Below are 26,507 nucleotides of genomic sequence, written 5' to 3' on the forward strand. Positions count from 1 at the left end.
CACTCAGAGCTGTACCACGGCCTTTCCGGTGTTGCGGCCGTCCAGCAGGCCGAGGAAGGCGTCGACCGCGCCCTTGATGCCGTGTTCGACGGTCTCGCGGAAGGTGATCTGCCCTTCCGCCAGCCAGGAGCCCATCTGCCGGGCGAAGCGCGGGTGGAGGTCCATGTGGTCGCCGACCTCGAAGCCGCGGAGGGTGAGTCGTTTCTTCACCAGCTCGATCATGTTGCGCGGCCCGGGCGGTGGCTCGCTGAGGTGGTATCCGGAGATGGCGCCGCACAGGGCGGCCCGACCGTCCACGTTGAGGGCGTCGATGGCGGCTTCCAGGTGGTCGCCTCCCACGTTGTCGAAGTACACCTCGATGCCCTCCGGGGCGGCCTGTGCGAGTTGGGCGTGCACGTCGCCGGCCTTGTAGTTGAAGGCGGTATTGAAGCCGAGTTCGGTGGTCAGGTACGCCACCTTCTCCTCGGATCCGGCGCTGCCGATGACCTCCTTCGCCCCGAGCAGCCGGGCCATCTGACCGGCAAGGCTGCCCACCGCGCCGGCCGCACCGGAGACGAACACCCGCTCATCGGGCTCAAGTCGGGCGATCCTGGTGAGTCCGACGTAGGCGCTGAGCCCGGTCATCCCCAAGGCGCCGAGGAACGCGGAGTCGGGCACGCCGGGCACGCGTTCCAGGCGGGTGAAGCGTCGGGCCGGGGCGACTGCGGCGGTGCGCCAGCCGAGGTCGCTGAGCACCAGGTCGCCGGGGCTCAGCCCGGGCGCCCGTGAGGCGACGACCACGCCGACCGCTCCGCCCGTCATCGGCCGGTTCAACGGGTAGACGGGTACGCCGGGTTGTGCGGTTCCCATCAGTACCCGCATGTAGGGGTCGACGGAGAGGAAGCTGTTGCGGACGAGCACCTCGCCCTCGTCCGCCGCCGGTAACTCCCGCTCGACGAGCCGGAAGTCCGCAGGCTCCGGGCGCCCCTCCGGTCGGCTGCCCAGCTGCCATTCCTGCGCGGTGTATGTCATACGGCGCCGCCCTCCGGGTGGTCGTTGTTGGCGTTCACCCTCGGCGTCGGGGCAGGTCGACCGCGGCCGTACCGCGGTCGCGCAGCGCCGTACGCGCGGGTGATCAGGTCATCGTGATCACCAGTTTGCCAGTGGTGCGGCCGGTTTCCCCGAGTGCGTGCGCGGCTGCCGCCTCGGCGAGCGGGAACGTCCCGGCGATGTGCGCCACCAGCTTGCCCGTGGCGGCGAGATCGGCGATCGCGGTCATGCCCGCGTGATCGGCCTCGACCAGGAGCGCCTCGACCCGTACCCCGCGCCGGGCCGCCTCGGCATGCAGTTCCTGCCCCCTGAACTTGATGGTGACCAACAGGCCGCCGGGGCGCAGGGTGGCCAGGGACCGGTGTCCGTATTCGCCGCCCATGGCATCCAGTACGACGTCGACGTCGCGGACGGCTTCGGCGAAGTCCACCGTGCGGTAGTCGATCAGTTCATCGGCGCCGAGGCCACGCAGGAAGGCGTGCTTGCCCTCGCTCGCGGTGCCGATGACGTAGGCGCCACGGGACTTCGCGATCTGCACGGCCAGGTGGCCGACTCCGCCCGCGGCGGCATGGATCAGGACCCGTTGGCCGGGCTGGACGTTCGCGGTGTCCACGAGCGCCTGCCACGCGGTGAGCGCGGCCAGTGGGAGGGCGCCTGCCTGGACGTGGTCGATGCCGGCCGGCTTGCGGGCGAAGGCCCGCGTCGGCCCGACGACGTAGGTGGCGAAGGAGCCGTGGCCGTACGGGTAGGGCAGCATGCCGAACACCTCGTCACCCGGCTTGAACAGGGTGACTCCGGGTCCGGTCGCCTCGACCACTCCGGAGACGTCCCAACCCAGGACGAACGGGGGCTCGGGGAGGAACAGACGCGGACGGGAGCGGTGGATCCAGTCGGTCGGGTTGATGCCGGCCGCGTGGACGCGGACGAGGAGTTGGCTCGGGCCCGGTTCCGGGCGGGGCAGCTCGACCTCCCGCAGGACTTCCGGTCCGCCCAGGACGTCCTGGCTGATCGCGCGCATGGTGGGTGCTGAGTTCATGATCCCAGGCTGCCGCCGCCCGCCCCCGAACGAAATGGCCTGATGGCCAATATCCGATAGGATCGTGCCATGCATCGTGTGGTGGTCCTGGCCCTCGACGGCGTCTACCCGTTCGAACTCGGCATCCCCAAGCGGATCTTCGGCAATGCCGGGGACCGCTACGAGGTGCTGACCTGCTCGGCGGACGGCGGTCCGGTGCGGACCTGCGCCGATTTCACGATCGCGGTCGAACACGGCCCACAGGCGTTGCGCACCGCCGACACCGTGGTGATCCCGCCCTGCGATCTCGCGCTGAGCACCACGCCACTCCCCCGGCAGGTCGCCGACGCGCTGGCACCGATCCGCCCGGGCACCCGGATCGTGTCGATCTGCACCGGCGCGTTCGTGCTCGCCGCGGCCGGTCTGCTGGACGGCCGCCCGGCGACCACCCATTGGCAGCTGGCCGAGACCTTCCGCGAGCGGTTCCCCCGGGTGGCGCTCGATCCGGAGGTGCTGTTCGTCGACGACGGGGACATCCTGACCTCGGCCGGGGCGGCCTCCGGAGTGGATGTCTGCCTGCACGTCGTGCGGGCGGACTACGGCAGCGAGGTGGCCAACCGGGTGGCCCGGAGCTGCGTGGTGCCGCCTTGGCGCGATGGCGGTCAGGCGCAGTACATCGAACAGCCGGTGCCCGACGCCGCCACGACGGGCACGGCGCCGACCCGGCAGTGGGCACTGGAGAATCTGCATCTGCCGCTGACGTTGGCCGAGCTCGCCGAGCACGCCAGGATGAGTCGGCGCACCTTCGCCCGCAGGTTCAGCAACGAGGTGGGCACGAGCCCCGGCCGCTGGCTCATCGCCCAGCGGGTGACGCGCGCCAGGCACCTGTTGGAGTCGAGCGATCTGTCCGTCGACCACATCGCGGGCCGGGTCGGCTTCGCGACGGGAACCTCCCTTCGCCAGCACTTCCATGCCGCCCTCGGCGTCGCCCCGCTGGCCTACCGACGGACGTTCCGGGTGACCGCGGACGGCAAGGCGGCTGCCTGACACCTCGTCAGGTCGACGGGTCCACGCAGGCCGTTTCCTTCCCTCCGACTCAGCCGTTGGTCCGGGTGCCATTCGTTACCTCTGCTCATGAAAGGCACATGATGCGCCTGTTCCACCCGATTACCATCGGTCTCAGCAGCATCGCCCTGGCCGTGGCCCTCCCCGCCGGCACGGCGCTCGCCGCTACCGGGAAGTTCGGATGGGTGGGGCCCAAGGGCCAGCCGTACTTTATCCAGAACCCGCCGAACAGCAAGTGCCTCACCATGAACCAGGAGGCCCGCGCCCCGCGCAACTCGACGAAGCAGACCGTCGCCGTCTACAGCGGCAAGCACTGCGACGGGCGGGTGACGCGCCTCGCCCCGGGCAAGTCCGCGCCGTCCGGCACACACTTCTCCAGCGTCGTCTTCAATCCGCGGTAGGGCGTAGCCGCGAGACGGTGCACCAGCGCCGAACGCACCGCCCAGTTCGCCGTACGGCGACGCCGTGACCGGCGATCCGGACGGTGCGTTCGGCATCGCGCGACGGACGTGAGGGCGGAACTCCCCAGCGCAGCATCCCGGTTGGGCACGCTGGCGGCGAGTGCCGCCGAGCCACCCCATGTCCACCCCGCATTCACCTCAGGCGAAAATCATGGGTTCATGAGACGTATCGCCCCCGCCGTCCTCGTCGCGTCCTGGACGTTGCTCGTCGGCTCCGTGCCCGCCCATGCCGCGCCCACCGTCGACGAACACACCCGTCACCCCCGCGACAACACCCCCGACCACAGCTACAGCTACAGCTACAGCTACAGCTACAGCACCAAGACGTCGTACGAGCCCGGGCAGAATCCGCGGACCTATCAGCGCGCACCCAGGGGCTTCGTGCCCGTGTTCACCGAGAACGTCTCCCGGCACGGTTCCCGGGCCGCCGGCGACAGCGACCTCCTCCTCGCGCTGTGGGACCGCGCTCGCGAGGAGGGCCAGCTCACGTGCCTCGGCGAGGACTTCGGGCCGGACGTGCGCGCCCTGCTCGCCGCCATGGGCAAGGTGGGATACGGCAATCTCAGCGGACGCGGCAAGCAGGAACTCCACGACACCGCCGTGCGGATGGCGCAACGGCTGCCGCAACTGCTCGACACGATCGTCAAGAACGGCGAGTCGATCGACGTCGTCAGCTCCGGGCAAGGGCGCGCCGTCGACAGCGGAACCGTCTTCACCGACGCGCTCACCCAGGCCGATCCGGCGCTGAAGCCGCTGGTCGGGCCCGCCCGTACGGACAAGGACCTGCTCTACTTCCACAAGTCGGCCGGCGGCGCCGCCTACCGCAAGTGGCTCGCCGACGACCAGCGCCTGGCGAGCACCCTCAAGGACCTCACCGACCGGCCCGCCACCCGCGCCGCCGCCCGCCACGTACTGGAGAAGATCTTCAAGCCGGCCTTCGTGCAGCGCATCGTGGACGGGGAGTTCCCCTCCGTCGGCGACGACGTCACCGCCGCGAAGGCCGTCTACAACCTCTACGGCATCGCCCCGGCGATGCGCGCGGAGAGCCCGAACGGCCGCGGCTGGCACCTGGACCGGTACCTCGCGCCGCGCGACGCCGAGTGGTTCGGGTACCTGAACGACGCCGAGGAGTTCTACGAGAAGGGCCCCAGCTTCGCCGACAGCGACATCACCTACAAGATGGCCGATGTCCTGCTCGACGACTTCTTCAAGCAGGTCGAGGCCAAGCGGGACGGCACCGGCAAACTGGGCGCCGAACTGCGCTTCACCCATGCCGAGGAAATCATCCCGCTCGCCGCGCTGATGGGCCTTCCCGGCAGCACCGTGGCTGCCGCACCCCGGGAGCCCTACACCTACGCCGGCAACCGCTGGCGCGGCGCGTCCGTGGCTCCCATGGCCACGAACATCCAGTGGGACGTGTTCCGCAAGGGCGACACCTACCTCGTGCGCATGCTCTACAACGAGAAGGAGACCGCCTTCAAGGCGGGCTGCCGGCCCATCGCCAAGGGCAGCCGCTTCTACGACGTGCAGGAGTTGGAACGCTGCTTCGGCCGAACGGCCACCTGAACCGTCACCTCGCCGCGCTGGTCAACCGTTGGGCGGTTCCGGGACGGAGCCGGTGCGCGGGCTCCGGCGCCGGCGCCGGCGGTCGGGGAAAAGCGATTGACGCCGGTTGAACTGAACCGGATTTTGTAGCGGCCCTGAAGCCAGGCATGATCGCCTCGGCAGATGGGAGAACGCAGGTCCGATGCCCGCACCACGGAAGTACCCCGACGAGCTGCGCGAGCGAGCCGTCCGCGAAGTCCAGACCTCAGGCCGTCCGGTCGCTCACGTGGCCCGTGACCTCGGTATCCACAAGGAAGCCCTGCGTGGCTGGGTCCGCCAGGCCGAGGCCGACCAGGGCAGCCGGTCCGACCTGCTGACCACGGCCGAGCGGACTGAGCTGGCCCAACTCCGCAAAGAGATAGCCGAGTTGCGACGGGCGAACGAGATCCTGAAGGCCGCCAGCGTGTTTTTCGCGAAGGAGCTCGACCAGCCCCGCACGAGGCCGACGCGGTGATCAACCACCTCCGCGACGACTTCGGGGTCGAGCCCGTATGCCGGGAACTGGACCTGTCGGTCTCGGCATACAACGCCCGCCGCAAGCGCCCGATGTCCGCCCGGCGCCAGCGCGACGCACACCTCACCGAACGCATCCGCCGTATCCACGCTGCTTCCGGCGAGACTTACGGAGCCAGACGCATCCACCGCCAGCTGGGGCGCGAGGGCATCGCCGCGGCCCGCTGCACCATCGAGCGGCTGATGCGCGAGGACGGCCTGGAAGGCGTGATCCGCGGGCAGCGGCGCCGCACCACCATCCCCGAGCCGTCCGCTCCCAGACCGCCGGACCTGGTCAACCGGCACTTCACCGCCCACCGCCCCAACCAGCTCTGGGTCGCCGACCTCACCTACATCCGCACCTGGTCGGGCTGGGTCTACGTCGCCTTCGTCCTGGACGTGTACTCGCGGATGATCGTCGGATGGCAGCTTGCCACCCACATGCGCACCGATCTTCCACTGGACGCCCTGGAGATGGCCCTGTGGCGGCGCGGGATCAAGAAGGGCTCGGGTCTCATTCATCACAGCGACCGCGGTTCGCAATACGTGTCCATCCGCTACGGCGAACGGCTCATCGAGGCCGGCGCGACCGCGTCCGTCGGCTCCGTCGCCGACAGCTATGACAACGCCATGGCCGAGGCCCTCAACGGCACCTTCAAGGCCGAACTGATCGAACACCAAGGGCCCTGGCACGACGCTGGCCAGGTCGAACGCGCTGTCGTCCAGTGGGTCGGCTGGTACAACACCGAGCGCCTTCACTCCGCCCTCGATTACCTTCCACCCGAGGAATTCGAGGCCCACTACTACCGATCCCAGGCGAACCCCAACGCCGCCTGAAAACACGCAAACCGGCCGCTACGAAACTCGGGGCAGCTCACCGGTCGGCGTCCGGCGATCGGATGGCGCACCATGAGTACAGGGCAGAGACGTCCCGGCGAGCGGGCGGAGACGCATCCCGACAGGCATCGGGACGGGCATCCGGGCAGGCAATCCGCCATGCATCCGGGCATGCATCCCGTCGATGGAGACCTCGTGCGACGGCTGATTGAACGTCAGTTTCCGCGGTGGGCGGGGCTGTCGGTGGCGCGGATCCGGTCCGGCGGCACGGTCAATGCCATGTACCGACTGGGCGACGACATGGTCGTGCGGCTGCCGTTCGTGGAGGGCGGGGCCGAGGACGTCGCCCTGGAGCAGGAGTGGCTGCCGCGGCTCGCGCCCGGGCTGCCCTGGGCCGTCCCCGAGGTGCTCGGGGCCGGGCGGCCCGCCGAGGGGTATCCGTGGCGGTGGTCGGTGTTGCGGTGGCTGGCGGGGGAGAACCCTCGGGCAGGGGCGTTGAGCGAGCCGGTGGGGTTGGCCGAGGACCTGGCCGGGTTCGTGGCGGCGATGCGGAGCCTCACCCTGCCCGGGGCGCCGGCCGCGCACCGCGGAGGGGCGATCGCCTCGCTGGACGCGGCGACCCGGGCGGCGATCGACGCGCTGCGCGGGCTCCCGCAGGAGGGCATCGACTGCGATGCCGTGGCGGCCGTGTGGGAGGACGCGCTGCGAGCCCCGGAGTGGGCGGGGCCACCGGTGTGGTTGCATGCCGATCTGATGCCGGGCAATCTGCTGGTGGACGGTGGCAGGCTGACCTCGGTGATCGACTTCGGGTGCATGGGGGTGGGCGATCCGGCCTGCGACCTGTTCCCGGCGTGGAATCTGCTGCCCGCCCACGCCCGGGAGGTCTTCCGTGAGGGGCTCACCGTGGACGACTCGACCTGGCGGCGCGGCCGGGCCCGGACGCTCTCCCAGGCCCTGATCGCGCTGCCCTACTACCGCGACACGAACCCGGCGATGGCGCACAACGCCAGGCATGTGATCCGCGAAGTGCTCGGCGAGGGCTGAGACTTGCCCGCAGCACACCCGGTGGCGGTCGCCGGTGGCCGCCACGCCCCACCGGCAACCGCCCTGGCTACTTGCCGAAGGGGCCGTTGGCGGTGAAGGCGAGCGCGGCGAAGCGTTCGCCGATACGGCGGTGGGTCGCGGCGTCGGGGTGGAGTTGGTCGGGCAGGGGCAGTTCGGCGAAGTCGGCCTGGCCGTAGAGGTTTCGGCCGTCGAGGTAGTGCAGGTGGGGATCGTCGGCTGCTCGCTGTTCGACGATGCGCTGCAGTTCGTCCCGGATGTCGGTGAGGGTCAGCTTCCCGCTCGCGCGCTCCGCCGGATCGCCCGCGGCGCGGAACCTCAGCTGTCCGGCGGTGAGATCCGGAACGCTGGGGCCCGGGGTGTCTTCGTGGATGGGGCACAGGATGGGCGAGACGACCAGCAGCGGTGTGGTGGGGTGGCCCTCGCGGATGGTGTCCAGGAAGCCGTGGACGGCGGGGGTGAAGGCACGCAGCCGCATCAGGTCGACGTTGACCAGGTTGATACCGATCTTGATGCTGATGAGATCGGCCCGGGTGTCGCGCAGGGCACGGGCGGTGAACGGGTCGAGCAGGGCGCTGCCGCCCATGCCCAGGTTGGTCAGTTCCACACCGCCGAGCGAGGCGGCGAGTGCGGGCCAGGTGGTGCTGGGGCCGGCCGCGTCCGAGCCGTGGCTGATCGAACTGCCGTGGTGCAGCCAGACCTTGCGGCCCTCGTCCGGCGCGGGCTCGACGGGGGCGTCGGTGCGCAGGGCGATGAGTTCGGTGGTCTCGTTGTGCGGCAGCCAGATCTCGACGGTCTTGGCGCCGTCGGGCAGGTCGGTGAAGCGGAGGGTGCCTGGCGCCCCGGGCCGGAGTTGGGCGGTCCCGGTGGTCATGTCGATCGTCAGGGTGTTGCCGCCGGTCACGCTGGCCTGGCCGGTCAGGCGGCCGTCGACGAGCAGGTCGTATCGGCCGTCCGGTCGGGGCGGTACGCCGACGTAGTCCCGCTTGGTGGGCAGTGTGTCCAGCTCGACGGCGGTGGCCCGGGTACGGAACACCAGTCGCACGCCGGAGGGTTGGGACTCCGCCATGGCGAGTTGTCCGTCGGCGCACTGGGCGCGGGCCCGGGCCGGCAGCCGGTGCGGCAGCAGCCCGCGCTCGGTGCGCTCCAGGTCGAGGGCGCCGCGCAGGATGTCGGCGGTGATGGGTGTGGTGATCCAGTCGTGCATGGTGTTCCTCGCCTCAGTGGGTCGATCGAGGTCGCGGTTTCAGGGTGGTCGGGGTGGCGGCAGCGCGATGCTGCGCGGCCGGCCGGGCCGGGACCGTGGCGTTCAGGGCGTGGGCCAGTTCCGCAGGAGCGCGTCGAGGGCGTCCACGATGCGTGACCAGGACTCCTGCGAGTCGGGGGCGCTGTGGCTGAACCCTCCCCCCATTTCCAGGCTGACGTAGCCGTGGAAGACGCTGCCCAGCAGCCGAACCGCATGGGTCTGGTCGGGCTCCGCCAGGTCGTAACCGCGCAGGATCGCCCGCGTCATCTGGGCGTGCCGGACGCCGGCGCTGGCGGCCGCCGTCTCCGGATCGAGCCGGAACCGGGCCGCGGCGTACCGGCCGGGGTGCTCCCGGGCGTAGTCGCGGTAGACGTTCGCGAAGGCGGCCAGGGCGTCCTTGCCGGCGCGACCTGCCAGGGCTTCGGCGGCCCGGTCGGCGAGTTCCTCCAGGGCCAGCAGCGCGATCCGGGTCTTGAGGTCCTGGGAGTTCTTCAGGTGCGAGTACAGACTCGCGACCTTGACGTCGAACTGCCTGGCCAACGCCGAGACGGTCACCTGCTCGAAGCCGACCTCGTCGGCCAGCTCCGCCGCCGCCCGGGTCAGGCGCTCGACGGTCAGCCCTACCCGCGCTGCCATGTCCGGCCCCTTCCTCTCGGTTACCCCTTCACTTACCTGAAGAGATTATGCACATGCCTAATGCCTTTAGGCAAGTGTGGGGGTTCTTCAAGGCGGGGCGTCCTCTTTCCCGCTCCGCTCTCCCGGCACCGGGGCGGCGTCAGCAATCTGACGTAGTGGGCCGGGGCGAATGAGCCCACAGGATGACGGCGGACGCGACCACGGTCTGACGATCAACGCCAACTCCCGTCACTACGTTGGGTGGTTGAGAGGAGACCGATCCCTCACACGAGAGATACAGGAGCGGCATGATCAACAAAATGGCGCGCGCGGCGGGCACCGCGGAACGGCGGCGGCAGGCCAAGCACGACCGTCGTACGCGTGCGGGGGTGGCGTTCGGCGCGGCCGTGGTGGGTGTGACCGCGGCACTGGGCACGGCCGGCCCGGCACAGGCCATGTCAGGTGGCACGCAGCTACCGCAGAAGGGGGCGGCGCCGTGGCTGGCCACCTTGGTGGTCAAGGGTGACGGCCCGTTGCTGCAGCGCGCCTCGTGCGGCGGGGCGCTCGTCGCCCCGGACCGGGTGCTCACGGCCGCCCACTGCCTCGACGGCGTGGACTTCCACAAGGGGGAGCTGCACATCGGGTCCTCGGTGCTCTCGAAGGACCCGGGCATCGTGCGGGACATCCGTGCGGTCACCCTGCACCCGAAGTACCAGCTGCTGCCCTCCCCCGCCGACCCCCAGGCACCCGAGCTGTCCTCGGCCGCCTACGACCTCGCCGAGATCCGCCTCAGCTCCCCCGTGCCCGGTGTCCGGCCGCTTCCCATCGCCCGGCACCGGCCGGCCCCCGGCACCCCCGTGTCGCTCTTCAGCCACGGCACGACGGCCGCACCGGACCCGGCCCACCCGGATCGGGAGATCCGCGGCGATGTGCTGCGCCGCGGCGACCTCACCGTCCGCACCCATGCGCAGTGTGCGGCCCAGACGCCCGCCGTCGTGGACGACGCCTCGGTCTTCTGCGCCCGCGACGTGCCCAGCGGCCGGACCACCATGTGCTTCGGTGACAGTGGCAGCCCCCTGGTCACCTGGGGGCGACGCGGCCCGGAGCTGGCCGGTGTGTTCAGCTTCGCCGGTGAGACCGCGGGCAAGGTGTGCGGGCAGCCGGCCGACGCCGGTTTCGCCGACGTTCCCGCGCTCCTGGGCGCGCTGACCTAACGAAGAACGGAAGCGTGCGACGGGGGCTGCGGCATCGAGCCGCAGCCCCCGTCGACGGTCCGCGGGAGGACGTTGCGTCAGGCCGCCGTCGTGCGCCGGTCGATGACGGTGCGGAGTTTGCCGCTGGTGGGGGTGCGCTCGAAGGCGTGCCCCGCGACGGTCTCTGCGGTGCAGGTCAGCAGGGCCTCCGGGCCGACCGCCGAACCGAGCTCGGGAAGGTGGGCGAGGAACGCCTCGCGAGCGGTGTCCGGGTCCGGTGCGTAGGCGCTGTCGAGGCGGACGGTGAGGTGCTCCCGGTCGGCCGTGCTGGTCAGGAGGAGTTGCAACTCACCGCGGTAGTCGAGGTGTTCCTCGGCGATCTGGGTGAAGCGGCGGTAGTTGAAGTGGTACGTGCCCATGCGGAACACATCGCCGTACCGCCCGAGGAGCTCGATGCGCGGCGTGTGGCTGCCGCAGGGGCACACCCCGTCGACGGCCCGGCCCAGGTCCCCGATCTCGTAGCGCTCCAGGTGCTGTCCGGCCCTGGTGCGGGTGGTGAAGACCAGCCTGCCCGGCTGCCCCTCGGGAACCGCGCGGTCCTCCTTCGGGTCGAGGATCTCCAGGGTGTGCAGGTCGGTGAGGACGTGGTGCACCGTGCCGTGGGCGTGGGCGCACTGGTAGCCCAGCGGGCCCAGGTCGGTGCTTCCGTAGGCGGCGGAGCGGATCACCTCCACGCCGAAGTTCTCGGTGAGGATGCGGCGTTGCTCGGTCGTGAAGTGCTCGCCGCCGTAGAACACCTTGCGGATGCCGCCGTAGGAGCGCAGGCGATCGGCTTGGCTGTGGAGCAGCTGCCACAGGAAGGACGGCATCCCGAAGAGGGTGTCCACGCGGTAGGCGACCAGTGCCTCGGCTATCGCCTCGTGGTCGGGGCCGGCGGCCATGGGGATCTGGGTGGCGCCCAGGCGTTCGAGGATGGAGAAGAAGCTGATGAAGCTGCCGTACATCTCTCCGCAGTAGAAGAGGTTGGCGGCGCGGTCGTGGGCCGGGTCGAAGCCCGCGGCGAGCAGGCCGTGTGCCGCGGCGCGCATCTGGGTGTCGTAGTCGTCGCAGGTGAAGACGGACAGGGCCGGGGTGCCGGTGGTTCCGCCGCTGCGGAAGTACAGCTGGGCGTTGTGGGGCGCCAGGGAGCGCAGCTGGTCCTGGGCGGCCGCCTTGTCCATCAGCGGTCCGGTGGGCGGGACGGGCGACGCGGCGGGGGCGATCAGGTCGTCCAGGCACGGGACGGTGGCGAAGTCGGCTTCGGGGGCCTGCACGCTGACCCGTCGGCTGTAGCGCTGGAGGGCGTAGACGCCGTCGTGCGGCTCGCCGGCGTAGCTGTCGAGCATGGCGCCGACCGGGGTGATCCGCAGGACGCCTGCGGTGAGGAGGCTGCGGGAGAGCTCGGCGAGGTCGGCGCGGCTGCCGGCCACCGAGGCGGTCTGGAGGTAGCGGCGCATCGGTCGCAGGGTCGCGACGATCTCGCGGCGGGGCAGGGGTTTGATCCAGACGGTGCGGTGGAGGGGCGACGCGGTGAGGGCCGGGCGGGTGTCGGCGAAGACCCGCCAGCTTCCGTCGTCCGCCGCGATGACCTTGGTCAGGCCGAGGTGCTGCTCGGCCCGGGTGACCAGCTCGGTGGTGGTGATCTCGGCCTGCTCGGCGGCGTCCGCCAGCTCGGCCGCGCCGCACGTCGGGACGGGGAACTTCGCGGACACCTCGTCCAGCACGGCGGCGAACTGCTCGGCGAAGGCGAAGAGTTCGTCGCGGGCGGCGGGGGTCGGAGTGCCACCTTCGGCGTCGGCTTCGGCACCCGTGCCGGTACCGGTGCCGGTGTCGGTGTCCGTGTCGGCGTCGATGTCGGTGTCGATGTCGAGGTAGACGACCTGGGGGCTGGAGCACGCCTGCTGCTCCATGCGGCAGACGTCGGCGGCGAGCGCGACGAGGGCGTCCCGGTCCGTCCGGGCCTCTCGGGTCAGATAGGCGAACGAGATCTTGTGACCCCATTCGATCATCCGGCACCCCGGCGGGATCAGGCCGGCGGCCCCCTGCACGGCGTCCTCGCCGCCCCATACGGCCACGGCGTCGGCGGACGCGCACATCAACCGCATCAGGTCCTGGCGGCTGGAGGGGAAGCGCAGCGCGACGATCCGGCGGCCGACCGCCCCGGTGGGGTCGGCGGCGGCGAGCTCGGCGAGCAGGTGCTGGGCGAGCGCGGTGTCGCTGCTGCTGGTCTTGAGCACATTGACGTTGCCCGCGAGGAGCCCCTCGACGACGCTCAGGGGGGCGACCGCCGCGGCGTTGCCGGGGGCGATGTGGACGAGCAGGCCCACCGGGGCCCATGCCTCGTAGGTCGTCTCGCGCGCGTCGGGCCGGGTGAGGCGTTCCGGGCGCGGTCCGCCGAGTTCGCGCCGGAGCTTGCGTTCCAGGGCCGGGCGGGCGAGGGCGTCGGCGAGCTCGGCGAGGAGGGCGGCGGCCTCCTCGCGGCCGGTGGCCGAGCGGGCGTTCGCGGGCCCGTCCGCGGCGCCGGCCAGCTCGTCCATCAGACGGGCGTGGACGTCGCCGTGCGGCTGGCGCAGGGCGCGGCTGAGGGTGTCGCAGGCGACCAGGACCGTTTCGCTGGAGAGTGGCTCCGCCAGGGCGCGTTCGACGCGGGCCGGCAGTTCCGCGAGCCGGTCGGCCACCTCGGCGTCGCCAATGAACTCGCCCTGCCAGAAGTGGAGTTGCTGGGTCATGACATTCCCTTCAGGAGTTCGGCGGCGGCCACCGCGCAGCTGCGGTTGCGGCTCACCCCGGCGCGGCCGTGGAGGGTGAACCACGGTGTGGTCAGGTCGCAGGGGCAGTCGTCCCCGGGGTGCAGCGAGGCCAGGTCGCCCATGACGACGCTGTGCGCCGGGACCGAGGTGATGTACGGGGAGACCAGGTGGAGGTAGCCGGGCCGGCCGTACGGCAGCGGTTGCAGGGTGCGGGTGTCACGTATGGCGGCACGGGACCAGACCGGGACGTGCAGCCGGTGGTGGGTGCACTCGACGTACGGCACGCAGTGCTCGACGGAGCCGTAGGTGTCCCGGATGCGCTCCGGGGGGATGCCGAGTTGCCGGGTCACCTCGTCGTAGAAGTCCGCCTTGGCGATCTGCCGGTCGGCGTGGCCCTTCCAGCCGCCGCCGAGGACCACCAGGGAGCCCGGCGGGAGTTCGAGCGGCGGGATGCCGGCGGCGCGCATGCGTTCCAGGGTGAAGTGCAGGAAGGCCGGGAAGCCCAGGATGCGGACCGGGCGGTCGTCCTCGGCGTAGCGGCGGAGGGCGTCGATGCAGCCGTGCACGTCGAAGGCGTGGCCGCTTCCGGTGTGCCGCAGGGCGTGGGTGGTGTGGTGTGCGGGCGCGAAGTCGCACAGGTAGTTGTCGGTGAAGGAGGTGCCCAGGCGGAGTTGCGGGGCGGGCTCGTAGCTGTAGAGCAGGTAGTTGACGGGCTGTTCGGGGGTGATCCACCCGTAGTGGTCGAAGATGCGGGCGACCATGCGCTGCGCGGAGCGGATGGTCCACCGGTCGTAGAACATCTGCGACTTCTGCCCGGTGGTGCCGGAGGAGGTCAGGTGCAGGAAGACCTCGTCGCGGGGGATGGAGAGGACCTCGTGCCGCTTGAAGAAGTTGGCGTGCAGGAGCGGGGTGCGGGTGTGCGCGCCGACGGTGGGGGCCGGGGCCTCCGGAGTGTCGTCGAGGAGGGCGCGGAAGAGCGGGGAGTGCTGCGCGTGCCAGGCGTTGGACTCGGCCATCGCGGCCTCGAACAGGGCGTCGGCCTCGGGTCCGGAGGTGTAGGGCGACGGGATGTCGCAGAGGCGTTGGACATGGGTGAGGGCCGCCGGGTCGGGGACCTCGACGGGGGCGAGATGCGGGTTCATCGGACAACCTCGTGCGGGGGCAGGTAGATCGACGCCCAGGCGGTCAGGTACGCGCTCAGGTAGGGCTGGACCAGCGGGCTGACGGCCGTGGTCCGGAAGTCGATCTGACGGTTGGTGCGGGAGAGGACGACATAGTCGTGGAAGCGGTCGCCGACCCGGCGCATGGCCGGGTAGCCGGCGCTGGGGACGAAACCGGAGGAGAGGAAGGCGTGCAGCGCCGCGGTGTCGGAGAGCGGCACCAGTGTCTCGACGTAGTCGGCGCCGGCCCGGGTGAGCGCGGTCATGAGCGAGTCGAGGGCCCGGTTGGCGGCCGACGGGTACGGGTGCACCGCGACGAGGGCGCAGCTGGCGGCCGCCGGGTCGAGGTCCGCGTAGATCTCGAACTCGCCGTCCGGCGACGTCAGCAGCGTGTTCGGGGTGCGCAGCGGGGAGTAGGCGCCCGCGGGGTCGGGGAAGAGGTCGCGGAAGCGCCGGCGGACGAAGCCGGGGGCGGTGATCACCTCGATGGGGGTGCGGGTGGTGACCGGGGCGGTCGCGGGGGCCGTCAGCAGCGTGCCGGGGGGCGTCGCGTTCGCCGTGATGACGCCGCTCCCGCCCGACGGCGGCAGGAGCGGCTCCGGCTCCAGGAAGGGCAGGGCGAGGGTCCCGGGGTAGCGGATGCCGGTGGCCTCCTCGGCGGCGCCCAGGAGGGGCAACAGTGCCTGGGGGACGTCGGTCACCGGCTCGCGGCGTTCGAGGACGCCCTCGGCGTAGCAGGCGAACAGGGCCAGGGTCTCGCAGCCGGACACGTCGGCGGCGTTGGGCAGCAGGCCCAGCGGTCGGTATCCGTTGCGGGCGACGACGCGTTGCGGTGCCTGGGTGACCATCCGGACGGTGGTGTGGATGGAGTCCAGGGCGCCGGTGGCGAAGGCGTCGGCGGTGACCGCGCCGGTCAGCCGGCCGGCCAGCCCGCCTTGCCGGTGGTGCGGGTGGACCGCGAGGCCGACGAGCTTGCCGACGCGGTTGCCCGGGTCGGTCTGTACGACGACGGAACCGGCGAGTTCACCGGTGTCGGTGCGGCGTGCGGTGAGCCAGTGGCTGTGCGGATCGGTGATCAACCGGCGCATCTCGGTCGGGTCACTGCCCAGGGCGACCGGATAGCCGTGGCCGTACACCTCGAAGTACAACTGCCGTAGTTCGGCGATGTCCTGAGGGGTGGCCGGGCGGATGAGGGCGGTCATCGGGCCTCTTCCAGTGGCAGGGTGCCGGCGGGCGAGGCGGCGGGCGCGTCGGCGCCGGAGGCGACCGGGGCGGTGCCACCGGCCGGGTCCCGGGGCGCGTCGGCGCGTCGTCCGGTCCACCACAGCGCCACGGCGAGCGGGACCAGTCCGACGGCTTGGAGGATGCACAGGGTGCGCGGCGACAGATGGTCGCCGAGCGCGCCGAAGAGGAGCGAGGACAGCGGGAAGGTCGCGCCGAGCAGGGCCTGCATCATGGCGAAGAAGCCGGGCTTGTCCGCCGCCGGGACCAGTCGTTGGAACAGCGCGACGAACCGCACCCCGATGGCTCCGACGCACCAGCCGGCGACGATCAGTGCCCCGACGATCGCGGCCCCGTCGGCGAGCAGGCCCGGCGTCGCCAGGGCCGCGGCCATCAGTCCCAGGCAGGCCCCGCCGACGGCCGTGGGCGATCCCGGCAGCCGGGCACCGGTGAACGACCCGAGCAGGGTGCCGATGCCCAGGGCCGCCTCCAGGGCGGCCACCGTGGAGCCCTGTGCGTGCAGTACCGCCCGTGTGTACAGGGGCATGACGACGTAGAGGGCGGTGGTGAAGAGGTTCACCGCGGCGAAGCAGAGCAGCACCCGCCGGATGAAGGGGTGGTCCTTGAGGATCTGACGCAGCGTCCGCCGGGGTGCCAGTGCCGGGTCCGCCGACGCGGTGGCGGGCTCCGGTGCCGCGGCGTTCCGGGGGAAGCGGGTCAGGAACACCAGCGCGGCGGCGACGAGGTACGCGCCGGCGCAGCCGGAGACGATGCCGGTCAGGTCCCACGCGTCCACGACGAGCGGGCCGAGGAGTCCGCCGGCCAGGCCGGCCAGGGACTGCGTGGCGAGTTCGAACCCGGTCGCGGCCTCGATGTCCGCGTCGTCGACGAGTTCGGGGACGGAGGTGGTCAGGCAGGGGTCGAAGAGTGCCTGGCAGCCCGCCAGCAACAGGGCGGCTCCGTAGGCCACGAGGGTGGGCGGCGGGGCGAGGTACGTCCATCCGGCGGTGGCGGCGGCGACCAGGCCCGCGAGCGCGGAGCTGGCCCCCAGCACCGTGCGGTGCGGGCAGCGGGCGATGACGGTGGCCACCAGCGGGGCGAGCGCCACCGCGGGCAGGGTGCTCACCGCGAGGAACGCGCCCGAGGCGAGGCCGCGGTCGCCGTCGGCCGCGATGGCGTGGCCGACCAGCCACCACACCACACCCACCTGGAACATCCGGCCCGCGGCCTGGGTGAGCACCTGGGCGGCCCAGACGGCGCCGAAGGCCCGGTTGCGCAGGACGACGGGGAGTCGGGCCGGGGTCGAGGTCGGGGTCATGAGTGCGGCCGTTCGTCGATGACCCGCAGCAGCTTGCCGGTACGGGCGTTGACGGACAGCTCGCCGTGGCGGACCCACTCGACGGCGATCGGGTGGATGCGTCCGGCGTCGGCTTCCGCGGCGTACATCGGCCGCGCCGCGAGGATCTCCTTGGCGACGGCGGCGGCGAGGTGCCGGAGCCCGGTCGGGTTCGCCTCGCCGACGGGGCTCACCTCGGTGGGCACATGGCAGCCGGGGACCGGTTCTCCGTCCACGGCCAGCCGCAGGACCAGCCCGTCCCGACCGTCCCAGCGGCGCACCACGAGTTGCATGCCGCTCACCCGACCGGTGGGGTCGGCGGCGCGCACCAGCTCGTGCACGTCCTGGGTGTAGAGGGAAACCGCGCCGATGCGCACGCCTTCTTCGGCCCGGCCGAGGATGCGGAAGTGCCCGGCGGCGACATCGGTCCACTCCGCCCGGTCGCCGACGGGGTACCGGATGATCGGCATCAGCCGCCGGCGCAGGTCCGTGACGACGATGCGGCCGGCGACGCCTTCGCGGGTCAGGGGCTCACCGGTGTTCTCGTCGAGGATCTCGACGACGGTGTACGGCGTGAACGCGCGGTGGACGCGGGGGTCGGCCCCCGGTACGGCCTGTCCGAGGAGCCCGGAGTCGACGCCGGCGTAGCCGATGGAGCGGGCCTGTGCCTGCGGGAACGCCTTGCGCAGCAGGGGCAGTTGGTCCTCGTACAGTCCCTCGCCGCCGAAGAACAGGATCTGTACGGCGGGCAGTTGTCGCCCTTCGCGCACGAGATGGTCCGCGAGGCCGCAGAGCGTGGTCGTGGTGCCGGCGACGACGTCGACGTCGAATTCCTCCAGCGTGTGCACGGTCGACGCCAGTGGCGCGCCGCCACCGATCGGCAGTCGGACGTTGGCGACGGGTGCCCGGTGGAGGGAATCCAGGATGAAGGTGAAGCTGGCGTAGAGCTCGCCGGCGTAGAAGAGGTCGGCGACCCGGTGACCAGGACGGAGTCCGGCCTCGACCAGGCCACTGCCGAACGCGGAGGTGAATTCCCGCCATTCTTCACGGGTATAGACGGAGAACTTCGGGGCGCCGGTCGTGCCGCCGCTCTTGAAAATCACCGCCTCGTCGATCGGTCCGGTCAAAAGGCGGTTCCGGCGTGGGGTGTTGGCTTGCCAGAATGTGTCGTGCGGGACCACCGGTATGGCGGTCAGCTCGTCCACGTGCTCCGGAAGATCCGCGTAGAGATCCCGGTAGAAGGGCGAGTTGTGACGCACGAAGCGTATGAGATCCGTTAATTGTTGAACGGGCATTGCTTTCCTGTTTTTCGCATTCAGAAGAACCGGTACCGCGGGGTGTGCGGCACCAGTTCCGGGCAGGGGGCGGCGGCAGAGGCTTCGGGGAAACCCGGTCAGGGCTGTCCCTGCGAAAACTCTCTGCACTGAGCGCTTCGACCGATGATGCTATGTCATGAGCGCAGCAACGGCTGACAATCGAAGCTCTCGCAAACGGATTTTTTGCCAATCACAATCGCCCTGGATGCCCCGCACGCCGAACCGGTTCCTTTGTTTCTGGTGACGTAGCTCACCACCCGCCATTTCGATGCGGAACGCATACGCGTCACCAAGTCCTTCTGGTAATTCTCGGGTTGCGCCGGTGGTAGACGGCGGATCGCGGCGGGGGTTCAGCGGTGCGGATGCCGACAGTGCCGTCTCCGCCGCAATCCGCGGGAAAGGCCGAAAGGCGCTCAATCCCGCAGGGCGAGTCCGCGCGCGTGCAGCGCCTCGGTCAGAATGCGCACCTCCTGACCGTCCTTCGTCACCGAGGCGAAGCCCTTGCCCCGCACGGTGAAGGCGGCCATGCCGAGGTGAGCCGGTGGGCGTCTTCGCCGGCGGGCCGCCGCGGTCGGCCGAGGTCGGTCACGGCTCCGGCGGCGACCGGACGGCGCGGCCCGGGCCGACTACCCTCGCAGCATGACGACGCACAAGACCGCCCGCGTGAGCATCGACGCGATGCTCGACGACCTCAGGACGCTCGTCGAGGTCGAGTCCCCCTCCCGCGATGTCGACGCCCTGACGGCATCGGCCAAGGCCGTCGCCGGCGTCGTCGAGAGCCGCCTGGGCGGGCGGGCCGACCTCGTCGAGAGCGCGGCCGGGCCACATGTGCGCTGGTCGGGCGGTGGCGATCCCCGGGTGTTGATCCTCGGCCACCACGACACGGTCTTTCCGCTCGGCACGCTGGCACGACGCCCGTTCAGGGTCGACGGCGGCCGGGCGACCGGCCCCGGGGTCTTCGACATGTTGGGCGGTCTGGTGCAGGCCCTGCACGGCCTGGCCTCGCTCGACGACCTGTCCGGCGTCGAGATCCTGGTGACCGCCGACGAGGAGGTCGGCTCCCACTCCTCACGGGCCCTCATCGAAGAACGCGCCCGGGCGTGCGGCGCCGTGCTGGTCTTCGAGGGCGCGGCCGAGGGCGGGGCCGTGAAGACCGGCCGCAAGGGCTGCGGCACGTTCCAGGTCGCCATCAGGGGCCGGGCCTCGCACGCCGGACTGGAGCCCGAGGCGGGGGTCAACGCCCTGGTCGAAGCGGCACACCAGGTCCTGCAGATCGCGGCACTGGGCCGTCCCGAGATCGGAACGACGGTCACCCCGACCGTCGCCTCCGCGGGCACCCTGGACAACGTCGTCCCCGCCGAGGCGACCGTCGTCGTCGACGTCCGGGTCGAGTCGGCCGACGAGAAGGAGCGGGTCGAATCCGCCTTCGCGGCGCTGACCCCGCATCTCGACGGGGCGGAGATCACGGTTCGCGGAGCCGTCGGCCGCCCCCCGATGCCCGAGTCGGCATCGGCCGAACTCTTCGCCGTGGCACAGCAGTTGCTCCCGGGCCTCGAAGGCGCCGCGGTCGGCGGCGGGAGCGACGGCAACTTCACGGCCGCCCTGGGCGTGCCCACTCTCGACGGCCTGGGGGCGGTCGGGGGCGGCGCCCACGCCGACCACGAGTACCTGGTCATCGACGCCATGGCCGAGCGGGCGCACCTGGTGGCCGGGCTGGTGAACGCGATCCGCCGCAGGTAGGTCCCGTCCCCCGCCGGCCACGGCGTCCCCTCGGGCGCGGTGGCCGGCGGGCTGCGGCGCGAGCGCGCCACCGCCGTTCCGGTACGGGTCAGATGTCGCCCTGCACGAGCGCGTGCAGATGCTCGTCGTGCCATCCGTCCGCGTGCAACAGGGCGCTGCGCATGGTGCCTTCGAGGGAGTACCCGGCCTTGGTCGCGACCCGGCAGGACGCCTGGTTGGCCACCGAGTGGCACAGGCGCAGTCGGTGCAGCCCCAGGTCGTCGAGTGCCCACCGGCTCACGCGTCGGGTGGCCTCCACCATGACACCGCCGCCGCGGGCCGCGGGCAGGATCCAGTAGAGGATCTCGGCGCTGCCGCCCGCCAGGTCGATGTCGCCCCAGCCGATCAGCCCCATGGCCTCGCCGCCCGGTCGGGCGAGGGCCCAGATGGCGCTCTGCTCGGCCCGCCAGCGGTCGTGCATGCGCTCGATCCGTTGGCGGGCCTCATCCGGCGTGTCCACCAGCAGGCGGTTCCACTGCCGGATCGCCGGATCCCGGCCGGCGGCCGCCAGGGCTTCGGCGTCCGAACGGTGCCAGGGACGCAGCTGCCAACCGTTCGGCAGGTCGAGCACCGGCTGAGCGGTCGCGGCCATCCGACCTGCGGGGACGACCGCCGGTATGGCGCCCGGCGAGGTGGTCGGAGGGCCGGTCGGTGGGGGCGCGCTGGAGGTCATCGCGGCATCGTGCCACAACCTCGTTCGACACGACGCCTGTTGCCCGGCAACGGCTCCGTTTCGGCGTCGGACGTCGTCGGCCACGGGCCCCACTGGACAGCGTTTGACCGGTCGGCTAAATTTTTGGCCATGCGGTCAGAAATTGATCCAAGTGGCCAGCCCGGCAACGGGGAGAGCACATCGACGGAGCCGGAACGCTCGCTCATCGAGAAGGTGCGACGGGCCCAGATCATCGAGGCAGCCATCGACGTCATCGCGGTACGGGGGTTCGCGAAGGCGTCGATGGCACAGATCGCCGAGCGGGCCGGCGTCAGCAAGGGCGTGATCTCGTATCACTTCGCCGGCAAGAACGAGTTGATCGAGCGGACCGTCGAGCAGATCTACGACCGTCTCGGCACCTTCGTCGCGTCCCGCCTCGCCGCAGAGGGCGAGACCGGCACCGCCGCGTGGTTGCGCATCTACATCGGGTCGCTCGCGGAGCACATGGCCGACCACCGGACCCAACTCATCGCCCTCGGCGAGATCTTCACGCAGTTCCGCACCGAGAACGGTGAGCTCCGCTACGGCATCGCCTCCAGCGAGTCGCTCTTCGCCCACCTGGAAGAGGTCTTCCGGGCGGGCCAACAGCGCGGGGAACTGCGCGCGTTCGACGTCCGGGTGATGGCCGTCAGCCTCCAGGCCGCGATCGACGACATGTTCGCGTACTGGAGCGTCCACCCCGACCACGACCTCGCGGCGCACGCCCGCGAACTCACCGACCTGTTCTGGCACGCCACCAGGGCCGAGGGTCGGGCCGATTCCTGAACCACACCGAACGGGGGAAAGTTCCATGGCACATGACCTCGGGCGCACGGTGGCGCCCGCCCACACCGCGGGCCCCCCGCGCCCGCGCCTGTACTACATCGACAATCTGCGCATCGCCCTGACGGCCCTGGTGGTGCTGCACCACATCGCCGTCACCTACGGCAACATCCCGGTCTGGTACTACACCGAGCCCGCCAAGGACGGGACCGGGCTGATCCTGGACGCCTTCGTCGTGCTCAACCAGGCGTTCTTCATGGGCTTCTTCTTCATGATCGCCGGGTACTTCACACCGGCGTCCTTCGACCGCAAGGGGGCACGCCCCTTCCTCCGGGACCGCCTCAAGCGGCTCGGCATCCCGCTGCTCGCCTTCCTGCTCCTGATACGTCCCCTGACGGGCCTCGACGGGTACTTCCAGCTCAAGACGGCCCTCGCCGAGCACGGTGAGTCCCTCCCCTACTGGTTCTACTACCTGGTGAGTTGGGACCCGGGCCCACTGTGGTTCGCGGAAGTGCTGCTGGTGTTCGCCGTGCTCTACGCCCTCGTCCGGCGTCGGGCCGCGCGCCGCGCCCAGGTCACGGCCGACGCGGCGGCGCCCGGTCGGCCGGCACCGCGGCCGCTGCGACCGCGCGCGATCGTGCTCTTCACCGTGGCCCTCGCCCTGGCCACCTACGGATGGCGCATCCTCGTGCCGGCCGGCGTCTACGTCCCGGTCCTCGGGCTGCCCACCCCCAGCTATCTCATGCAGTACGCGAGCTTCTTCGTGGTGGGCGTCCTCGCGCACCGCCGCGGCTGGCCGGGGACCCTCTCCCGCCGTACGGGACGGGTGGGCTTCGCCGTCGCGACCGTCGCCACCCTCGCCTACCTCCCGGTCATCGTCACGGCGAAGAGCGGGGCGACCGACGGACACGGCACATGGCAGTCGCTGGCCGCGGCCGCCTGGGAGTCGACGTTCGCGATCGGCATGGTCCTGGGCCTGACCGTGCTCTTCCGCGAACGCCTCAACCGCCAGGGGCCGAAGGCCGCGTTCCTCTCCCGCCACGCCTTCGGGGTCTACGTCCTGCACGCGCTGGTGCTGGTCGGACTGGGGCATGCCTTCAGCTGGCTGCACGCGCCGGCCATCGCCAAGTTCGCCATCGTCGCCGTGGTCGCACTGCCGCTGTGCTGGGCCGTGGCCTATGTGGTCCGCCGGCTACCGCGGGTCGACCGGGTGCTCTGACCGGGTGCTCCAGGGCGACATCGACGGCCTGTCGGGGATCGGTCCCCGGCAGGCCGTCGCGGCTGTGGCGCCCACCGCACCCCTGCCGACCCGACTCGTTCCGCTCCGCGTCCCGCCGCGACGACGCACCGCCAGCCATGCCGCTCCCGCCCCCGCGCAGGCGAGCGCGGTCACTGCGAGCGCCGGGCCGCCGTAGGTCACCGCGCGCCGGAGCACCGGCGCGGCCGCGTACCCCGTGCCGGCCTCGGCGCCGGGAGGGCGGGCAGGGGGCGTCGGAGTTGCCAGACCCTCGCCGGGGGCAGGTTGGTCCAGATCGTGCGGCAGTCCGTGGCGTAGCGGCGCTGGTAGGCGTCCATGACCTCGTCGACGGCTCGGTGCCGGCGGGCCTGGGGCGGTGCGGCCAGTACGGCGCGGGCCTTACGGGTGCCACGGTAGGCCAAGTAGGTGAGGGTGCCTCCGGGGCGGAGCAGCTCCAGATACCGGTTCATGATCGTCTCCACCTGATCGGGAGCGAAGTTGGTCAGGGGCAGGCCGGAGACGATGACGTCGTAGCGCCGGGTGACGTCCAGGTGCTCGACGCCGGTGTGGTGGACGTGGACCCGTGCGGGTGCGTCGGCGAGCCGGGGAGCGGTGGTGACGAGGTGCCTCAGGCGGGCGGCGAAGCGGGGGTTGGCCTCGACGACGTCCAGGTGACTGCCCGCTGGCAGATGGGCGATCACGGCGCGGGTGACCGCTCCGGTACCGGCCCCCGCCTCCAGGACGGTCAGTGGTTGCGGCGCCCGGGCGCGCACCGGCGCGGTCAGCGTGCGGGCCAGGGCCTTGCCGCTGGGGGCCACGGCGCCGGTGGTGCGCATGTCGCGGACGGCTTCGAGCAGGAACACCCCGCTCTCGGCGAAGCGTCGGGCCGGGATGCGGTCGGGCGAGCGGTCGGCCGAGCGATCCGGCGAAGGGACACGGGCGGACGAGGAGATACGGGATTCCATGACGGCGACGCTAGGGAGCCTCCGCGGCCGACGGACCCGCCGTCGTGCGACGGCGGCATCGACGAAAGTAGGGGGTCTCGACGGCGGATCGTCGCAAGTGGCGGGCGCCGCCGGCCACTTAGGATTTCGGAATGAGCCGGAGAGAGCACCCGGGGTCGGGAGGGAGCGGGGCCCCACGGTGGATCGCCTACGGGCGGTCCGCTCTCGTGCTGCTGCTGACGTTCAACTCGGTGCACCACGGTGCCCTGGCCGCCGGCGGGCGGTATCTGGCCCTGTGCCCGGCCGCCGGGGTGCTGTGCGGACTGGTCGTACTGGTACGGGGGTTGCCCTGGCCGACCGCGCCCCTGGTGACCACCGCTGCGGTGGCCTGGTGGGGCGCGCCGATCATGCCGCTGCTGCTCGTCGCCCTGTTCGACCTGGCCGCGCAGAGGCGCGCCTGGGTGGCGGTGGGCTGCTCCGTCACCGCGCTCGGCGTCAACTTCGTCCGGAGCCCGGAGTTCTCGCTGTGGAATCCGCAGCAGTACGGCGGCACGCTGTTCCTGCTGCTGGCCGTGGTCGGCGGGTTGTGGGCGGGCCACCGGCGCCGCCTGGTGCGGGCGCTCAACGCGCAGGTCGAACACCTGCGGATCGAGCGGGAGTTGCGCGAGGAGGCGGCCCGCGCGGCCGAACGTGCCCGGATCGCCGCGGAGATGCACGATGTGCTGGCCCACCGCCTGAGCCTGATCGCCCTGCACTCCGGCGTCCTGACGACCAGGAACGACGCGTTGCCCGCGCAGGTCGGCCAGCGGCTCGCGCTGTTGCGGACCGCCTCCACCGAGGCGCTGGCGGACCTGCGCGATGTGCTCGGTGTCCTCCGCGACCCGGATTCCGCCCGGGCCGCCACCGCCCCGGCGCCCGTCCTGCGCGGGGTGGACGCGCTGGTCGAACAGGCCCGCGCCGCCGGGCAACAGATCGCGGTGCACCTCGACGGCCGTCCCGAACAGGCGCCCGCCACCCACCGGCTGGCCGTCCACCGCCTGGTCCAGGAAGCGCTGACCAACGTCCGCAAGCACGCCGACGGCGCCCCGGTGACCCTCCGCATCGCCTACCGGCCACCCGCCACCACCGTGGAGGTCGTCAACGCCCCGGGCTCCCAGAGCCCCGATGCTGTCGCCTCCGGGTTCGGGCTCGTCGGCCTGCGCGAGCGCGTCACGGCGCTCGGCGGCGAACTGCACGCCGGGCCCGTCGACAGCGGTGCCTGGCGGCTGGCCGCCCGCATTCCCCATCCGTCCGGCAACGAGCAGAACGGCACCCGCACATGATCCGCGCCATGATCGTCGATGACGATGCCCTGGTCCGCCTGGGTCTGGCCGACCTCCTCGACGGCGACGCCGGCATCGAGGTGGTCGCCCAGGCGTCCGACGGCCTGCACGCCATCGAGCAGGCCACCGCCCACCGCGTCGACGTCGCCCTGGTCGACGTGCGTATGCCGCGCATGGACGGCATCGCCGCCACCGCCCGGCTGCGCGCCCTCCCCCACCCCCCGAAGGTGATCACCCTGACCACCTTCGACCTCGACGACCACGTCTACGACGCCCTCGCCGCCGGCGCCGACGGCTTCCTCCTCAAGGACACCGAACCGGCCGAGATCCTGCGCGCCGTGCACCTCGTGGCCGGCGGCTCCGCCATGCTCCATCCCGCCGCGGCGCGTCGGGTGATCGACCGCTTCCACGCCACCGGCCGGCCGCAGGCGACCGCCGCCCGGGCCCGCGTCGGCCGGCTGACCCCGCGCGAACACGATGTGCTGGCCCTGCTCGCCGAGGGCGGTACCAACGCCGACATCGCCGCCCGTCTGGGCATGCGCGAAAGCACCGTCAAGGCCCACGTCAGCCGCATCCTGGCCGCGTTGGAGGTCACCAACCGCGTGCAGGCGGCCCTGCTGGCCCGCGACGCCGGCCTCACGACCTGACCGGAGACGCGGGCAGGCGAGCAACGGCCTCCGCTCGCCGGGCAGTTCGGCCCCGCCGTCGTCGTCAACTACCGCCCGCGCCCCGCCCCGCGACGGGCCTCAGCCCGTCCAGGGTGAGGTCGAGGAGGCGTTCGGCCTGGTCCCGTTGGTCGGGCTGCGCCGAGGTGAGGGCGATGCCGGCGAGGGCGGCGAACATATCGGTCGGGCGGATGTCGGTGCGGATCACGCCGGCTGCCGTTCCGGCGTCCATCAGGGAGCACAGGGCGCCCTGGATCATCTCGCGGCTGTCGGCGTAGGGATTGACCCCGGCGGCGATGACGGCGCGCAGGGCGTCGGCCATGCCGAGCTTGGCGGTGGCGTAGTCGATGAAGCGTCGCGTCCAGGCGCGCAGTGCCTGATCGGGCGGCATGGTCGCCAGGAGGCCGGGGACGGCGTCGCACAGTCGGGCGACCTCGTTGCGGTAGGCCGCTTCGATCAGGGCCTCCCGGGTCGGGAAGTTCCGGTACAGCGTGCCGCTTCCCACGCCCGCTTCCCTGGCGATGCGTTCGAGGTGCGCGTCCAGTCCGTCCTCGGTGAACACCCGCACCGCCGCGGCCAGGATCTTCTCCCGGTTGCGCTGGGCATCGGCCCGCAGCGGGCGTTCTGCGGCTCGTGCCATCGGT

Annotated in this window: 23 protein-coding genes; 11 read left to right on the forward strand and 12 right to left on the reverse strand. The window is 71.7% G+C overall.

Annotation, left to right across the window (positions count from 1 at the left end; genetic code table 11):
* Nucleotides 1–3 precede the first annotated feature (3 nt).
* Both JNO44_RS35140 and JNO44_RS35145 read right to left on the reverse strand, forming a co-directional pair.
* Nucleotides 4–1,011, reverse strand: coding sequence for an NADP-dependent oxidoreductase (locus JNO44_RS35140; RefSeq protein ID WP_205368015.1), 1,008 nt, complete (start codon nt 1,009–1,011; stop codon nt 4–6).
* Nucleotides 1,012–1,114: 103 nt separating this feature from the next.
* Nucleotides 1,115–2,065, reverse strand: coding sequence for an NADP-dependent oxidoreductase (locus tag JNO44_RS35145; protein ID WP_205368016.1), 951 nt, complete (start codon nt 2,063–2,065; stop codon nt 1,115–1,117).
* A gap of 69 nt (nt 2,066–2,134) precedes the next feature.
* On the opposite strand from JNO44_RS35145, the gene JNO44_RS35150 reads away from it, so the two are divergent.
* From JNO44_RS35150 to JNO44_RS35170, 5 genes are all read left to right on the forward strand, one after another.
* Nucleotides 2,135–3,091 carry a GlxA family transcriptional regulator gene (locus JNO44_RS35150; protein WP_205368017.1) on the forward strand — a complete coding sequence of 319 codons (957 nt, stop codon included), beginning with the start codon at nt 2,135–2,137 and terminating at the stop codon, nt 3,089–3,091.
* A gap of 98 nt (nt 3,092–3,189) precedes the next feature.
* Nucleotides 3,190–3,510, forward strand: coding sequence for a peptidase inhibitor family I36 protein (locus JNO44_RS35155; RefSeq protein WP_205368018.1), 321 nt, complete (start codon nt 3,190–3,192; stop codon nt 3,508–3,510).
* Between the two features lie 219 nt (nt 3,511–3,729).
* Nucleotides 3,730–5,136 (forward strand): histidine-type phosphatase, encoded by a 1,407-nt coding sequence (locus JNO44_RS35160; protein ID WP_205368019.1) that lies wholly within the window; start codon nt 3,730–3,732, stop codon nt 5,134–5,136.
* 181 nt (nt 5,137–5,317) lie between these two features.
* Nucleotides 5,318–6,504, forward strand: a protein-coding gene (locus tag JNO44_RS35165) for an IS3 family transposase (protein WP_420882600.1) whose coding sequence is annotated in 2 segments (ribosomal slippage) — nt 5,318–5,591 and nt 5,591–6,504 — 1,188 coding nt in all. Because the reading frame shifts where the segments join, the coding sequence is not laid out codon by codon here.
* A gap of 159 nt (nt 6,505–6,663) precedes the next feature.
* Nucleotides 6,664–7,548, forward strand: a complete 885-nt coding sequence (locus JNO44_RS35170; protein WP_205368020.1) for an aminoglycoside phosphotransferase family protein — start codon at nt 6,664–6,666, stop codon at nt 7,546–7,548.
* Nucleotides 7,549–7,615: 67 nt separating this feature from the next.
* Here the strand turns inward: JNO44_RS35170 and JNO44_RS35175 are convergent, their stop codons facing one another.
* Both JNO44_RS35175 and JNO44_RS35180 read right to left on the reverse strand, forming a co-directional pair.
* Nucleotides 7,616–8,773, reverse strand: a complete 1,158-nt coding sequence (locus JNO44_RS35175; RefSeq protein WP_205368021.1) for a GDSL-type esterase/lipase family protein — start codon at nt 8,771–8,773, stop codon at nt 7,616–7,618.
* A gap of 102 nt (nt 8,774–8,875) precedes the next feature.
* Nucleotides 8,876–9,448 (reverse strand): TetR/AcrR family transcriptional regulator, encoded by a 573-nt coding sequence (locus tag JNO44_RS35180; protein WP_205368023.1) that lies wholly within the window; start codon nt 9,446–9,448, stop codon nt 8,876–8,878.
* Between the two features lie 287 nt (nt 9,449–9,735).
* Here JNO44_RS35180 and JNO44_RS35185 point away from each other — a divergent pair, with 287 nt between their 5' ends.
* Nucleotides 9,736–10,641 carry a S1 family peptidase gene (locus tag JNO44_RS35185; RefSeq protein WP_235095502.1) on the forward strand — a complete coding sequence of 302 codons (906 nt, stop codon included), beginning with the start codon at nt 9,736–9,738 and terminating at the stop codon, nt 10,639–10,641.
* Nucleotides 10,642–10,718: 77 nt separating this feature from the next.
* Here the strand turns inward: JNO44_RS35185 and JNO44_RS35190 are convergent, their stop codons facing one another.
* Genes JNO44_RS35190 through JNO44_RS35210 form a run of 5 tightly spaced genes read right to left on the reverse strand, consistent with a single transcriptional unit; the run spans nt 10,719 to nt 18,421 of the window.
* Entirely contained in the window at nt 10,719–13,388 is a 2,670-nt protein-coding gene (locus tag JNO44_RS35190; RefSeq protein WP_205368024.1) for an acyl-CoA reductase, read from the reverse strand.
* On the reverse strand, nt 13,385–14,551 hold the full coding sequence (locus JNO44_RS35195; protein WP_205368025.1) for a LuxE/PaaK family acyltransferase: 1,167 nt from the start codon (nt 14,549–14,551) through the stop codon (nt 13,385–13,387). Before JNO44_RS35195 ends, JNO44_RS35190 begins: the two co-directional genes overlap by 4 nt.
* Entirely contained in the window at nt 14,548–15,771 is a 1,224-nt protein-coding gene (locus JNO44_RS35200; protein WP_205368026.1) for a GNAT family N-acetyltransferase, read from the reverse strand. The genes JNO44_RS35195 and JNO44_RS35200 overlap by 4 nt, the downstream gene beginning before the upstream one ends.
* Complete coding sequence (locus JNO44_RS35205) at nt 15,768–17,108, reverse strand: MFS transporter (RefSeq protein WP_205368027.1); 1,341 nt, start codon at nt 17,106–17,108, stop codon at nt 15,768–15,770. Before JNO44_RS35205 ends, JNO44_RS35200 begins: the two co-directional genes overlap by 4 nt.
* Nucleotides 17,105–18,421 carry a phenylacetate--CoA ligase family protein gene (locus JNO44_RS35210; protein WP_205368028.1) on the reverse strand — a complete coding sequence of 439 codons (1,317 nt, stop codon included), beginning with the start codon at nt 18,419–18,421 and terminating at the stop codon, nt 17,105–17,107. Before JNO44_RS35210 ends, JNO44_RS35205 begins: the two co-directional genes overlap by 4 nt.
* A gap of 660 nt (nt 18,422–19,081) precedes the next feature.
* Here JNO44_RS35210 and JNO44_RS35215 point away from each other — a divergent pair.
* Complete coding sequence (locus tag JNO44_RS35215) at nt 19,082–20,182, forward strand: M20 family metallopeptidase (RefSeq protein ID WP_205368029.1); 1,101 nt, start codon at nt 19,082–19,084, stop codon at nt 20,180–20,182.
* Between the two features lie 88 nt (nt 20,183–20,270).
* Here the strand turns inward: JNO44_RS35215 and JNO44_RS35220 are convergent, their stop codons facing one another.
* Nucleotides 20,271–20,894 (reverse strand): GNAT family N-acetyltransferase, encoded by a 624-nt coding sequence (locus JNO44_RS35220; RefSeq protein ID WP_205368031.1) that lies wholly within the window; start codon nt 20,892–20,894, stop codon nt 20,271–20,273.
* 129 nt (nt 20,895–21,023) lie between these two features.
* Here JNO44_RS35220 and JNO44_RS35225 point away from each other — a divergent pair, with 129 nt between their 5' ends.
* Complete coding sequence (locus JNO44_RS35225) at nt 21,024–21,698, forward strand: TetR/AcrR family transcriptional regulator (protein ID WP_205368033.1); 675 nt, start codon at nt 21,024–21,026, stop codon at nt 21,696–21,698.
* A gap of 25 nt (nt 21,699–21,723) precedes the next feature.
* The gene (locus JNO44_RS35230) at nt 21,724–22,914 is read left to right on the forward strand and encodes an acyltransferase family protein (RefSeq protein ID WP_205368036.1); all 1,191 of its coding nucleotides are present in this window, start codon (nt 21,724–21,726) and stop codon (nt 22,912–22,914) included.
* A 197-nt stretch (nt 22,915–23,111) separates the two neighbouring features.
* Here the strand turns inward: JNO44_RS35230 and JNO44_RS35235 are convergent, their stop codons facing one another.
* Nucleotides 23,112–23,897: a class I SAM-dependent methyltransferase gene (locus JNO44_RS35235; RefSeq protein WP_205368038.1), complete on the reverse strand. Its 786-nt coding sequence runs from the start codon at nt 23,895–23,897 to the stop codon at nt 23,112–23,114.
* Between the two features lie 131 nt (nt 23,898–24,028).
* Here JNO44_RS35235 and JNO44_RS35240 point away from each other — a divergent pair, with 131 nt between their 5' ends.
* Together JNO44_RS35240 and JNO44_RS35245 are read left to right on the forward strand one after the other, a co-directional pair.
* Nucleotides 24,029–25,198 carry a sensor histidine kinase gene (locus tag JNO44_RS35240; RefSeq protein ID WP_205368040.1) on the forward strand — a complete coding sequence of 390 codons (1,170 nt, stop codon included), beginning with the start codon at nt 24,029–24,031 and terminating at the stop codon, nt 25,196–25,198.
* A complete protein-coding gene (locus JNO44_RS35245; protein ID WP_205368041.1) occupies nt 25,195–25,845 on the forward strand; it encodes a response regulator in 651 nt (216 codons plus the stop codon). The genes JNO44_RS35240 and JNO44_RS35245 overlap by 4 nt, the downstream gene beginning before the upstream one ends.
* Nucleotides 25,846–25,909: 64 nt before the next feature.
* Here the strand turns inward: JNO44_RS35245 and JNO44_RS35250 are convergent, their stop codons facing one another.
* Complete coding sequence (locus JNO44_RS35250; RefSeq protein ID WP_205368042.1) at nt 25,910–26,503, reverse strand: TetR/AcrR family transcriptional regulator; 594 nt, start codon at nt 26,501–26,503, stop codon at nt 25,910–25,912.
* Nucleotides 26,504–26,507: the final 4 nt, after the last annotated feature.

Source organism: Streptomyces noursei (assembly GCF_016917755.1).
Taxonomy (GTDB): Bacteria; Actinomycetota; Actinomycetes; order Streptomycetales; family Streptomycetaceae; genus Streptomyces; species Streptomyces yunnanensis.